This window comes from Alteromonas sp. ISO5, from assembly GCF_058105165.1.
The window spans coordinates 3,927,444-3,940,317 of sequence record NZ_CM176572.1; the positions used below are offsets into that span (position 1 = coordinate 3,927,444).

The following is a 12,874-nucleotide window of genomic DNA, read 5'->3' on the forward strand; positions in this document are numbered from 1 at the left end:
TAACCTGCCACGCTTTGCTACGAATATGTAAAGTCCACCTATAAGGTGGGCTTTTTTGTTGGAGGATATTGAGTTCATGGCGATGCCTGATGTAATCGACCAAGCCTGGCGCGTTTTTCTGGACTATACCCAGTCATATAAATTACTAACCTCACTGTTACTGATAATGGTGTTTCTTGGTTGCAAGCGCATTACCATCCGGCTGCTCAGACGACAAAGTAAAAAGAGCGGCGATGACCGCCGCCATTCCATTAATATCATCGACCAGTTAGGCAACGCTATTCTGCTGGTGTTGCTGTTAATGCTCTGGTCAACAGAAGTCCAGAGTCTGGCCTTGTCCATTGCGGCATTTATGGTGGCTATCGTATTTGCTACCCGCGAGATGATCCAGTGCTTTATGGGCTTTATCTATTACATGACAACGCGTCCGTTCAGGGTTGGCGACTGGGTACAATTAGGCGATAACGTGGGCGAAGTGGTTGAAATGGACTGGGCCAAAACCACGCTGTTGGAAGTGGATTCAGAACACTATGGCTATACGGGTAAACACGTATATGTACCTAATAATCAACTGATGATACAGGTAGTGAAGAACCTTAACTTCCTGCGCCGTTATCGACTGCACGAATTTTCCTTAACCCTGGAGCCGCTGGTTAATCCTTATAAGCTATTGGACGACTTCAGAGCGAAGGCGATTGAACACTGTAGTCATTTTCGGGATGTAGCGGACCGCTATAAAAGCTGGATTGAACGTAACCTGGATGCTGAGTTCATTAGTATTGATCCTGTGATCGACATTGAAACCAATAATTTTGCAAAATTTGTGGTGAAAGTGGGGCTGTTCTGTCCTTCTGACGAGTCGCTATTGCTGGAAGAGAAAATCCGGGCAGACTGGCTGTCTTTGTGGTTTGATACCATTAAAGCAGAACAGAAAAGGGGCGGCCTGCCACCCGTTGGCACAGATCGGGCCTAGCTTACAACCAGGCGCGGCGCTGGCTGAAGTGATGACTCAGAAAGTCCATCTGGTCTGCCAGTATACGCCGGTTCATCAGGTAAAAACGTTCATACAAATTGGGAGCGAAAGGTACTGCCAGTAATGGCATATTGGCCTCTTCCGGTGTTCTGGCCCCTTTTTGATGATTACAGCGAGCACAGGCAGTTGCGACGTTTTGCCAGCTGTTTTTACCGCCTCTTGAGCGCGGGATAATATGGTCACGGGTGAGTTGTCCGGAACGAAACTGATTGCCGCAATATAAACACAGGTAGTTGTCGCGACGGAATAAATAGCGGTTACTCAGGGCAATTTTGCCGTTTTGTACCACTTTACCATCGCAGGCGATAATCGAACTGATGCGCAGCTGACTTTGCTGGCCTTCTCGGTTCCAGCCGCCGAGTAGGGTACGGTGATGATTACCCAGTTCAAACAGTACTTTATTCTGGGCGTAGTAACGAGCAGCCTGATAAATGTCGAGCCAGTCTTGTGGCGCACCTGCTTTATTGAGTCGTAATATTAACATGACCGGCCCTCAATCCTTCAAGGTCTGTCGACCTGGCAAACAGTACTGTTACGGATGAGTATGACAGATTGATGAAAAGACGCCACAGGATGGGCTAAAAATACGTCAATTGCTCGTCAGACTGAATTTTTTGACTTATCAGTGATTAGTTATTGGTAAACGCACCTTGACGCCGCTATACTAACGGCCGCGTTTAATAGCGAAGAATTTTAAAGAAAGATTTAAAGGACAAATAGTGACTCCTATTACAAAAACATTCCAGTATGGACAGCATACTGTAACTTTAGAAACGGGTGTGATTGCCCGTCAGGCAACCGCTGCAGTATTAGCCAGCATGGATGATACGTCTGTACTGGTTACCGTAGTTGGTAAAAAAGAAGCCAAAGCCGATCAGGATTTTTTCCCTCTGACCGTTAACTATCAGGAAAAAACCTATGCTGCGGGTAAAATCCCCGGTGGTTTTTTCAAGCGTGAAGGTCGTCCTTCTGAGAGTGAGACCCTGACTGCACGTCTGATTGACCGTCCAATCCGTCCATTATTCCCTGAAGGCTTCAAAAATGAAGTGCAGGTAGTAGTGACTGTAGTGTCTGCTAATCCTGAAATCCCAACCGACATTGTTTCAATGATCGGTACGTCAGCGGCGCTGGCCATTTCTGGTATCCCATTCAACGGCCCAATCGGTGCGGCGCGTGTGGGTTATACAGATGGCGAATACATTCTGAATACCCGTAGCAGCGAACAGGAAGCCAGCCAGCTGGATTTAGTGGTAGCCGGTACCGAAGGTGCGGTACTGATGGTTGAATCAGAAGCCAGCGTGCTGTCTGAAGAAGTGATGCTTGGTGCGGTAATGTTCGGTCACGAACAATTACAAACTGTCGTTTCTGCGGTCAATGAGTTTGCTGCTGAAGTGAACACGCCGAAATGGGACTGGGTTGCTCCGCAGGAAAACACCAGCCTGAAAGACAAAATTAAAGCCCTTGCCCTTGAAGGTATGACTGCTGCTTATCAGATTTCTGACAAGCTGGAGCGTAAAGACGCCGTGACTGCGGTAAGCGAAAAAGCCGCTGCTGAAATCCTGGCAGCTGATGAAGAGCAGGACGAAAAAGAAGTCTACGATCTGCTTCATGAGCTTGAAAGTGACGTCGTACGTTCACGTATCTTGGCAGGTGAGCCACGTATCGATGGCCGCGATCCAACGATGGTTCGTGCCCTTAACGTGTCTACCGGTGTACTACCGCGTACTCATGGTTCTGCGATATTTACCCGTGGTGAAACGCAGGCACTGGTTGTTGCTACCCTTGGTACTGAGCGTGATGCTCAGATGATCGACGAGTTAGCCGGTAGGCGTGACAGCAAGTTTATGTTGCACTATAACTTTCCTCCGTACTGCGTAGGTGAAACCGGTATGATTGGCTCGCCTAAGCGTCGTGAAATTGGTCACGGTCGTCTGGCCAAGCGTGGTATTCAGGCAGTTATGCCTTCTGATGAAGAATTTCCGTACGTAGTGCGCGTAGTATCAGAAATCACTGAGTCAAACGGTTCATCTTCGATGGCATCTGTATGTGGTACGTCACTGGCGTTAATGGATGCCGGTGTACCAATCAAAGCATCTGTTGCCGGTATTGCCATGGGTCTGGTTAAGAGCGACGATAACTTTGTGGTTCTGTCTGACATCTTAGGTGATGAAGACCATTTAGGTGATATGGACTTTAAAGTAGCCGGTACTACGGAAGGTGTTACGGCGCTGCAGATGGATATCAAGATTGAAGGTATCACTAAAGAAATCATGCAGATTGCGCTTAAACAGGCAAAAGAAGCCCGTTTACATATCCTGAGCGTGATGGACCAGGCACTCGGTGGCCACCGTGAAGAAATGAGCGAATTTGCGCCACGTATCTACACCCTGAAAATCGATCAGGATAAGATCCGTGACGTTATTGGTAAAGGTGGCGCGATGATCCGTGCCATTACTGAAGAGTCTGACACTAACATCGAAATTGAAGATGATGGTACAGTTAAGATCTTTGCTACCGAGCGTGCAAAAGCAGAAATCGCCATTGCTAAAATCGAACAGGTTACCGCTGAAATTGAAGTAGGTAAGACCTACAACGGTAAAGTAACCCGTATCGTTGACTTCGGTGCATTTGTTGAAGTACTGCCAGGTAAAGAAGGTCTGGTACATATTTCTCAAATCGCTCACGAGCGCGTAAACAAGGTTACAGATTATCTGTCTGAAGGTCAGATGGTTGACGTAAAAGTGATGGAAATTGACCGCCAGAACCGTGTGCGTTTAAGCATTAAAGAATTGTTAGAAAAGCCAGCTAAACCTGAGTCTTCTGACGACGCTTAATCGGAAACCGATATTAGTAAGTATAAAGGGGCTGTAGGCCCCTTTTTTAATGCATGAATATTACTACTTAGGAAAAATATCATGGATAAATCCGTACAAACTGAAATCGAAGCGGCCGTGTTTCGCCGCTTAATTACCCACCTGGATGAACATAAAGATGTTCAGAATATCGAACTGATGATTCTGGCTGACTTTTGCCGTAACTGTCTGGCTAAATGGTACAGCAAGGCCGCGGAAGAACGTGGCGAAGAAATCGACTATGACGAAGCCAGACGAGTGGTTTATAAAATGCCCTACAGCGAGTGGAAGGAAAAGTACCAACTGCCCGCCACCGACGAGCAACTGGCGGCATTTAATGCAAAACAAGAAGCTAAAAAAGCTTAACCCCGGTTTTGCTCCTCCGGCAAACTATAGGTATGGGGGAGCAGTTCACTCACCGTGGTTTCAATGCATTTGCCGTTGGCGGTAAGCATAAACACCGGCGTATCTGCATTGGCAAACTCAGCGATTTTCTGGCGGCAGCCACCGCAGGGATAGCAGTAATCATCATTGGGGCTGGCTACCAAAATTTGCTTTATCTGCTTGGCGCCAGCGGTGATCATGGTACCGATAGCCGACGCTTCGGCGCACTGTCCCTGTGGAAAGGCGGCGTTTTCAACGTTGCAGCCGTAATACACATTACCGTCTTCGGCAACGATTGCCGCGCCAACTCTGAACTTAGAGTAGGGGGCATAGGCGTTTTTCTGGGCCTTTAGTGCGGCATCTTTTAACTGTTGTAACAATTTACTGCTTCCTTAACTGTCGTTATTTTTGTCTACTATCCGGTGAGAACTGATATAGTCTCACTCATCAATACATGTTAGCGTCTGACTTCTGTTATAGTTGTATCAAACGCGGCGAATAGGAAAGAATTATATTTACCATGCTTAGTCGATTGAGTCTTATCTTTTTTGTTTTAGTACTTACCGGTTGCGCACAAACTGCACCAAAACAACAGCAAACTACAATGGGGAACTTGCTAGTACCGGAACCTGCTCCCCTGAGTATTCGTTCGCAGGTGGCTATCGCTCGATTCGGGCAAATCCTCTCCAATGCCGAATTAACCGACGAAGACAAGGCTCAGTTGCACTTTCAACGTGGAATGTTATACGACAGTGTGGGCCTGGGTGGACTGGCGCAGTTTGATTATAACCGGGCGATTAACTTTAAACCGGATATGGCCGAAGCTTATAATTCCCTCGGTGTGCATATGGTGCAGCAGGAAGAGTTTAGTCGCGCTTATGAAGCGTTTGATTCAACCCTGGATATTGACCCGGGCTATGATTTCGCCTTTTTAAACCGCGGTATTGCGTTATATTACGGCGGTCGCGCCGACTTAGCGGTGTCAGACCTGGCGACATTTGCCAACAAGGCGCCTGATGATCCATTCCGAGTGTTATGGGCGTATTTCGCAGAGCTAGAGCTCGCCCCGCAAACAGCTCAACAGCAGTTGAGTCAGCGCCGGGACAACCTGCCTGACAGTCATTGGGCCACGGGCTTGGTAGACTTGTTTTTGGGTCAGCAGACCGAGAAGCAACTGCTCGACTCGCTGCTAAACGGCATTTCGAGCGAGAAAGAACTGACCGACAGGTTGTGTGAAGCATACTTTTATCTGGGTAAGTATCACGAGGAAAACAATCAGCCTGGCGTGGCCTCCAATTACTTTAAGTTTGCCCTCAGTACCAACGTGTATGAATACGTTGAGCACCGTTATGCACGCTTGGAGCTGCAACGCCTGAGGCAAAACACGGTTACTGACTAAGTCATGATGTTCTTCAGAGCTACCTGTCTGGCGGTGTTTACCTCACTGACCATCGCCGCAGACAGTGGCCATTTGCCTTCACAATTGCTCACTAACGCCGAGCAGGCCGACAAGCCCGCGCCGCTGTTATGGGTTGCTGTACAGCAAAATAGTCTGACTGCCAAGCAGCGCCTGCTGGAATTTGCTGAGGCGAAGCGCAATCAGTACTGGCTGGAAATGCTTATCAAATCCGGCTATTCACCGGCCGCACTGACACTATCCAGATTGGAAGATAACCCAAGAATTACCCAGCGACTGGTGCGTCTGGCGGCGCGTGGCGGGGTGGCTGAAGCTCAGTATGAATATGCACTAACCCGGGATGATTTTGCTCATCGCGAAACCTGGTTAAAAGCCGCGGCTGAACAGGATTACTTTGTCGCTCAAACAGCCCTTGCTGACTGGTATTTGCTCCACGAACAACAAAATGAAGCTGAGCCCTGGTTGCAAAAAACCGCCAGCCGAGACAGTCAGAGCGCATTCCAGTTGGCCTATATTCGCTGGCAGCAGGGCCGGGAAGAAGAAGGTTACAAACTGTTTAAACAGGCAGCTGATCAGCAACACGAGCAGGCAGAAAGTGTGTTAGCCGTGTTGCAGCAATATCAGCCAGAGTCAATCGCTACGTTGTCGGCTGCACCGGGTAGCGGTAATTCACCGCAATGCAGGCAGCTGATCCAGCCTTTCGCTACCGGCCTGGCTGAGATGGTGCAGGCGAATCGAATTTACCAGCAATTTTTAGCAGATAAACGGCTTAAGTCTTTACCCTTGTGCGTTAATAAGCCAATCTGGCTGGCCCGCGAGTCACTGAATTGTGATGCTAACTGGCAGGGCCAGGGGCGCCTGGGCTGTAACATTGAAGCGCTGGAGCCGGTGGTCAGACAGCGAGGCTTTACCCACGCAGTAGTGCTGGCCAAATCAGGCAAGGCGAACGTTAATAATGGCGTCATGTATCTCGATGTAGGTGATACCTACAGTGTATTTGTCCATGAACTGGCTCATTTCGTAGGGTTTGTCGATGAGTATCCGTTAACCCAAAGCTTTGCTAAAGAGTATTGTGCTCGCCAATCGGCCCCTAATCTGGTGTTTTTGGGCGCACTGACTTATGCACCACTGAGTAATATTGAATACTGGCAATCTATCGAATTCCCAATCACCCTTTACCCGTCGCGTACCTGCAATAACATTGGCGTTGCGAGCTTTAAACCCAGCGATCGGATCACCTTTATGGAAAATCACGACATTAAATATATTCCGCCAATCTACCTGTCGATTTGGAGTTCGTTACTGAACAATCCCAGGGCACAACGTCCTATCGCCATGAATCTGTTTCAGCATTTTGAACAATCAGGCAATACCCACAAAGCCTCATATTGGCTGGATGTTTTCCGCCAGCAGCGAGCCGGGTTGGCAGCCGACCCGGCGGCAGAAGCTCTGGCAGAGAATATCAGCGCTGACTGAGTACAGCTGATCGGTATTCGTTTACCCACATGGCGGTGGCACCACAAATGGCAACCGGCATCACCAGAAAATTGACAATCGGGATCATCGCCATCACATTGACGGCAATGCCAAACGAGTAGCTTAGCCCTTTACGGTCACCCAGCCGGTGGCGCATTTCGCCAAATGGCACTTTGTGGTTATCAAAAGGGTAATCACAATACTGGATGGCCATCATCCAGGCGCCAAATAAAAACCACAGTATCTGGCCGATCACCGGTAAAAAGAAAAATAGCAGTAAAAAGCCGATAGCGCGGGGCAGATAATAAACCAGCTTGGTGATTTCCCGGCCCAGCGTACGGGGAATATCTTTGATGATGGCCATTATGCCGTCATCGCCGAGTGATTGACCGGTAAGATGGCGTTCAACTTTTTCAGCCAGTAATCCGTTAAATGGCGCCGCTATCCAGTTGGCCAGTGTACCGAACATCAGTGCAAAGCTGAGTAAAATACTGATCACCGCCAGCGGCCAGAGTAAAAAGGTGATAGACGTCTTCAGCCAACCCAGCCAGTCTGGAATAAATCCAATGAGATAATCCACGCCAGACTGAATTTCACCCAGCAGAAAATAAAAGGCCACTGAAAATAACACCAAGTTGATCATCAAAGGAATAAAAACAAAGCGCTTTAAGCCTTTTGTGGTAATTAAATCAAATCCTTGCCCGAAATAACCTATACCGCTACGTTGTGCCATTAAAACTCCTGCTGACGGGTGAAAAGAACATGTCATTATCTGAGAAGGGGGTGATAAAAAATGACATACTTTCAAACACCCACAGTATAAAACCCTGGGATCGCGCTGTGAATTCATAATTGTTACAGTTCATGAACTTTGTTACATTCAACTTATAATAACAACCACAACATCGTGTGCGCATATTGAGAATTCCCGGTTCAACGCTATCGACAGGATCAGCGGGTATCGCTATCAATAACGCTCTTCTAACCGAGTGGTGCTGCAGTGCGTCTTAAGAAAATCCGCCTGGCCGGTTTTAAATCCTTCGTTGATCCCACAACGATCCCATTTCCCGGCGATATGACAGCTATTGTCGGCCCGAATGGTTGTGGTAAATCCAACGTGATTGATGCGGTGCGCTGGGTGCTCGGGGAAAGTTCTGCGAAAAATCTCCGTGGCGATGCCATGACCGACGTGATATTTAATGGGTCGTCGGCCCGAAAGCCCGTAGGGCAGTGCAGTGTTGAACTGGTATTTGATAACGCCAGTGGCCGGATCGCCGGTGAGTATGCCAAATACAATGAATTGTCGATTAAACGCGTTGTTACCCGGGATGCAGTATCCACCTACTTTTTGAATGGCAGTAAATGCCGTCGCCGGGATGTCACGGATTTGTTTTTGGGGACGGGCTTAGGGCCGCGCAGCTACGCTATCATTGAGCAGGGCATGATTTCCCGGCTCATTGAGTCCAAACCCCAGGAGTTGCGGGTATTCATCGAAGAAGCCGCCGGTATCTCCAAATACAAGGAACGTCGGCGAGAAACGGAAAACCGTATCCGTCATACCCAGGACAACCTCGAACGCCTCGAAGATGTGCGTGGAGAGCTCGCCAGACAGCTCGAAAAGTTGCAGCGTCAGGCGGCAGCTGCCAAACGATACACCACGCTTAAAGCACAGGAGCGTTCTTTGAAAAGTGAGCTGGCAGCCATTCGCTGGCTGAAGCACGATGACCATCTGCAAAAACTTCAACAAACGCAGCAGCAACTGGATACTGATATTGAAGCGCTCAGAGCGCGTCAGCGAGGCGATGAGGCCGGTATCGAAAAATACCGGGATACGCAGCAAAACTGTAAGCAAAAGCTCGATCACCTACAGCAAAATTTATTCACGGTGAGTGCCACGATTTCCCGACTGGAACAGTCTGCCCTGCATAACCAGCAACGCCTGAAGCAAATTGATAGCGAGCTGAGCGATATCCAGACCCAACAAGCCGCCCTGAGTGAAGAGGAAAAATTGCTGACTGTTCAGGCAGAAGAACAGGCGGCGCTGATTGTAGAATTAGAGCCTGCCTATGAGATTCAGCAGGCTGCCTGTGAGCAATTGGAGGTTACGCGTGACCAGGTGGAGGCCACTCTTCATCAGCATCAGCGGGATTTTCAGCATACCGACCAACAGTATCATCAGCTAAAGCAGCAAGTGCACTCTCATCACAGTAAAGTACAATCGTTATTGCAAATGCAGATGCGCACCCAACAACGAATTGGCGAGCTGGAGCGCGAGATACAGGAATTTTCCCAGGCCGATCATCAGCAGGCCATCGACGATTTGCAACTTGAGCTGGAAATACTGGCAGAGCAGATTATTGAACAGCAGGATAAGGTGCAAAACGCCAGACAGACGTTGGAACAATCACAGCGCCACTATGAGCAGGCGCGGCAACAAACCCAGTCAATGCGCGCTGAGTTACAGCAAAATCAATCCCGTCGCGTGGCGCTGGAAACGCTGCAACAAGCCGCCGGCCCAACCGGGCCTCAGCCTGAGGGCGTGGTACCGCTGTGGCAGCAGTTAACCCCAAAAGCCGGCGCCGCGGTGATTGTGGAGCATGTACTTAGCGAGCTTGGTGATGCGCAACTGGCGACCCGCGACAGCCTCACGACACTGACTGAAAATCAGCGCAATTTAAGTGCAGGCCTGAAGTATTTTAGCCTGGCAGCTTTAACGTGTGATAAGCAGCCGGGTAGCGTAGCCGACTTACTGGAAGATGAATGGGTACCCCATCAGTTTAATCAGATACTGGTGGCTGAAGATACCGAGCGAGCGCTGGTAATGCGCCAACAGGCGGGTGAAAGTGAGCTAATCGTCACACATGATGGCCAGTGGTTCGGCCCCGACTGGATTCGCTATGGTGAGCAGGATACCGAGCAGGGCGTATTACAGCGTGCCGAACAAATCGAGGAACTCAACGATACTATCGCCGCTCAGGAAGCTCAACTTGCCACGCTAGAGGAGCAGGAAAGCGAAGCGCAAAACTCTATAGAGCAGGCTCGTGAGCAGGTGAGTGCCGATGAGGGCGGCTTGAATGAGCGCAATAGTCAGCGCCAGCAACTGACTCAGCGCTTGAGTTGGTTAAGCGATCAACAACGCCAGGAGGCGCAGAAGCGTCAGCGTCTGGATGATGAACTGGGCCGTCAGCAGGAGCAGCTCGAAGAAGAAGCCACGGAACTGGCGATGCTGAATGAAGGGCTGGAAACCTATGAGATGGAGCTGGCAGAACAGGCTGAGCACCAGGCACGACTGCAGGATAAGCAACAAACGTTACAGCAACAGCTTAGTAGCCAGCGTAGCCAGTACGAGCAGAATACCCGTGAATTGCACCAGACGGCCCTCAAACTGCAGGAGAGCCGGAATCAGCAGCAATCGTTGAATGCTCAACAGCAGCGTATAAGTCAGCAACTTACCAGTCTCGGGCAGCGCGCCGGCCAGCTAGAGAAAGAGCAACAGTCGCTTAATCAGCCACAAACCGAACAAGCCGCGCAACTGCAGGATTTGCTGGCCGAAAAAGCGGCGCTTGAAGAGCAGCGGTATACCCTGCAACAGGAGCTGGAGCATGCTGAAGAGCTGCTTAATCAGGCGATGCAGGGGCAGCAGGCCATCGTTGGCGATATTGCCAAACGTCAGGAACAGCTCGATAGCCTGAAAATCGAAGCCGAAGGCTATCGGGTTCGGGGCACGGCGATTCTGGAACAACTCAATGAAATTGGTGTCACACTAAAGTCGGTATTGGAAACCCTGCCGGCAGAAACCAGTGAAACTAACTGGCAGCGGGATTTAGAGCAAACCTCAGCTGCCATTGCGCGGCTCGGTGCCGTTAATCTGGCAGCAGTGGAAGAATATGATGTTCAGGCAGAACGTAAAGCTCATTTGGACACACAGTTTGATGACCTTAACGAAGCTCTTGAAACGCTGCAAAACGCTATACGCAAGATTGATCGGGAAACCCGTTCCCGCTTCAGTCAGACGTTTGAACAGGTGAATGAAGATCTCAAAATGCTATTCCCCAAGGTTTTTGGTGGCGGTTCAGCCTATCTGGCCTTAACCGATGATGATTTACTGGAAACCGGCGTTACCATAATGGCCCGTCCGCCTGGCAAGAAAAATAGCACTATTCATCTGCTTAGCGGTGGAGAAAAAGCATTAACCGCATTATCATTGGTGTTTGCAATTTTCAGGCTTAATCCGGCACCATTTTGTCTGTTGGATGAAGTGGATGCGCCACTGGATGATGCTAACGTCGGGCGCTTCTGTAACCTGGTTTCTGAGATGTCGAAATCGGTACAGTTTATTTATATATCACATAATAAAATAGCGATGGAGATGGCGAGTCACCTGACGGGTGTTACCATGGCAGAACCAGGTGTTTCGCGCATGGTTGCTGTGGATGTTGATGAAGCGGTCTCCATGGTAGACGCATAAATTAAAAGGCGATAGAAGTCGATGGAAGAAGAATTACGTTTGTCATTGTTGCTACTGGGTGGATTCTTTATCCTTGGTGTGCTGGCACATGGCATATGGAATATCCGCAAAAACAGCCAGGCCAAAAAGCCACAACGTCGTATTGAGCCTGAAAGCTGGCAGAATGACGACATGGACGACGAACAAACAGACCCGAAATCTGCCGACGATTTTGATGAGTACGGCATTGGCGAGGTACGGGTAGTTCGCCATTCGGCGACCGGTGTCGAAGAACCAGAGCACGCTTTCGCCGCCCGGCAGGATGAAGCTTCAACAGAAACCGTTGACGATGATGTCGCTGAGCATCCTGTCTCAGGTGATGAGACAACTGGAACTAATGAAAACGAAAGTGAGCCTGCCGAGGCGCCGAAACAACAACTCTATGCATCGGTAGTCACCAATCCTAAACCTCAGTTTCAGCAAGACAATGTGGTCGAGCTGCCTGACTCAGTACCTGCGCCACCTTCATTTTTGCTGAAAGAAGAAGACACTGCTCAGCCTGAGCCAGCACCTCGCGACGAGCAGGACGACTTTGCTCTTGATACTCCGCCCGCACCACCAGAACCTAACGCCTCAGCTGCCGACGAAAAGACGGATAAGACGCCAGAAGCGGTTCCGCTAACACAGAAAAAGCGCAGTCGCCCGGCCAGCCGACGACGCCAGGAACCGCGTTTTGGTGACGAAGACCAAATGCAAATTGATTTTGACGATTCGGTTAAGGCAAGCCAGGCAGAAACGCCACAACCTGCCGCTCAGGTAGAGCCTGAAGTGCTGATCCTCAATGTGCGGGCCCCGGAAGATGCACCGATCAGTGGCGCTGCATTATTACCTATGCTGTTAACCCTGGGCTTTAAGTTTGGCGATCAGGATATTTTCCACCGGCATGTTAATTCCAATGGGAAAGGCCCGGTGCTGTTTAGTTTAGCTAACATGTTCAAACCGGGTAACTTTGACATTGATAACCTTGAAACCTTCACAACCCGCGGCGTTTCGCTGTTTATGTTATTACCAATAGAAGGTGATCCGCATCAGGTGTTTAATATGATGCATAATGCTGCCCGTAAGATTGCCGATGAGTTTAACGCTCAGGTACTCGACGGCCGCCGTAGTGTGTTATCCAAGCAGGGCTTACAGCAATATGTTGAAAAGATCCGCGACTTTGAACGCAAGCGCATGATAGCCCGTCACTAAGTTAACTATTCTGA

The 12,874-nt window shown here is 49.4% G+C and carries 10 protein-coding genes; 7 read left to right on the top strand and 3 right to left on the bottom strand.

Features of this window, described 5'->3' with window-relative positions; all coding sequences use genetic code 11:
- Positions 1-55 precede the first annotated feature (55 nt).
- Positions 56-973: a mechanosensitive ion channel family protein gene (locus AC2T0J_RS17640; RefSeq protein ID WP_489807070.1), complete on the top strand. Its 918-nt coding sequence runs from the start codon at positions 56-58 to the stop codon at positions 971-973.
- 1 nt (position 974) lies between these two features.
- On the opposite strand, the gene AC2T0J_RS17645 is transcribed toward AC2T0J_RS17640, so the two are convergent.
- The gene (locus tag AC2T0J_RS17645) at positions 975-1,517 is read right to left on the bottom strand and encodes an HNH endonuclease (RefSeq protein WP_489807071.1); all 543 of its coding nucleotides are present in this window, start codon (positions 1,515-1,517) and stop codon (positions 975-977) included.
- Positions 1,518-1,752: 235 nt separating this feature from the next.
- On the opposite strand from AC2T0J_RS17645, the gene pnp reads away from it, so the two are divergent.
- Both pnp and AC2T0J_RS17655 read left to right on the top strand, forming a co-directional pair.
- On the top strand, positions 1,753-3,867 hold the full coding sequence (pnp, locus tag AC2T0J_RS17650) for a polyribonucleotide nucleotidyltransferase (RefSeq protein WP_489807072.1): 2,115 nt from the start codon (positions 1,753-1,755) through the stop codon (positions 3,865-3,867).
- 81 nt (positions 3,868-3,948) lie between these two features.
- Positions 3,949-4,251, top strand: a complete 303-nt coding sequence (locus AC2T0J_RS17655) for a DUF1244 domain-containing protein (protein ID WP_489807073.1) — start codon at positions 3,949-3,951, stop codon at positions 4,249-4,251.
- Here the strand turns inward: AC2T0J_RS17655 and cdd are convergent.
- On the bottom strand, positions 4,248-4,649 hold the full coding sequence (cdd, locus tag AC2T0J_RS17660) for a cytidine deaminase (RefSeq protein WP_489807074.1): 402 nt from the start codon (positions 4,647-4,649) through the stop codon (positions 4,248-4,250). The two genes, AC2T0J_RS17655 and cdd, sit on opposite strands and share 4 nt — an antisense overlap.
- A gap of 140 nt (positions 4,650-4,789) precedes the next feature.
- Between cdd and nlpI the strand changes: the two genes are divergently transcribed.
- Both nlpI and AC2T0J_RS17670 read left to right on the top strand, forming a co-directional pair.
- Positions 4,790-5,668 carry a lipoprotein NlpI gene (nlpI, locus tag AC2T0J_RS17665; RefSeq protein ID WP_489807075.1) on the top strand — a complete coding sequence of 293 codons (879 nt, stop codon included), beginning with the start codon at positions 4,790-4,792 and terminating at the stop codon, positions 5,666-5,668.
- 3 nt (positions 5,669-5,671) lie between these two features.
- Positions 5,672-7,162, top strand: a complete 1,491-nt coding sequence (locus tag AC2T0J_RS17670; RefSeq protein ID WP_489807076.1) for a tetratricopeptide repeat protein — start codon at positions 5,672-5,674, stop codon at positions 7,160-7,162.
- Here AC2T0J_RS17670 and cysZ read toward each other — a convergent pair.
- Positions 7,149-7,895, bottom strand: coding sequence for a sulfate transporter CysZ (cysZ, locus tag AC2T0J_RS17675; protein ID WP_489807077.1), 747 nt, complete (start codon positions 7,893-7,895; stop codon positions 7,149-7,151). The genes AC2T0J_RS17670 and cysZ overlap by 14 nt on opposite strands.
- Positions 7,896-8,162: 267 nt before the next feature.
- Here cysZ and smc point away from each other — a divergent pair, with 267 nt between their 5' ends.
- Both smc and zipA read left to right on the top strand, forming a co-directional pair.
- Positions 8,163-11,630: a chromosome segregation protein SMC gene (smc, locus tag AC2T0J_RS17680; protein WP_489807078.1), complete on the top strand. Its 3,468-nt coding sequence runs from the start codon at positions 8,163-8,165 to the stop codon at positions 11,628-11,630.
- A gap of 21 nt (positions 11,631-11,651) precedes the next feature.
- Positions 11,652-12,860 (top strand): cell division protein ZipA, encoded by a 1,209-nt coding sequence (gene zipA, locus AC2T0J_RS17685; protein WP_489807079.1) that lies wholly within the window; start codon positions 11,652-11,654, stop codon positions 12,858-12,860.
- The last annotated feature ends 14 nt before the right edge of the window (positions 12,861-12,874 follow it).

What these genes read in the sequence shown, in the direction of transcription:
- AC2T0J_RS17645 (WP_489807071.1), bottom strand. Translation starts at nt 1,517, where the DNA reads ATGTTAATATTACGACTCAATAAAGCAGGTGCGCCACAAGACTGGCTC.
- AC2T0J_RS17655 (WP_489807073.1), top strand. Translation starts at nt 3,949, where the DNA reads ATGGATAAATCCGTACAAACTGAAATCGAAGCGGCCGTGTTTCGCCGC.
- nlpI (WP_489807075.1), top strand. Translation starts at nt 4,790, where the DNA reads ATGCTTAGTCGATTGAGTCTTATCTTTTTTGTTTTAGTACTTACCGGT.
- AC2T0J_RS17670 (WP_489807076.1), top strand. Translation starts at nt 5,672, where the DNA reads ATGATGTTCTTCAGAGCTACCTGTCTGGCGGTGTTTACCTCACTGACC.
- zipA (WP_489807079.1), top strand. Translation starts at nt 11,652, where the DNA reads ATGGAAGAAGAATTACGTTTGTCATTGTTGCTACTGGGTGGATTCTTT.
- cysZ (WP_489807077.1), bottom strand. Translation starts at nt 7,895, where the DNA reads ATGGCACAACGTAGCGGTATAGGTTATTTCGGGCAAGGATTTGATTTA.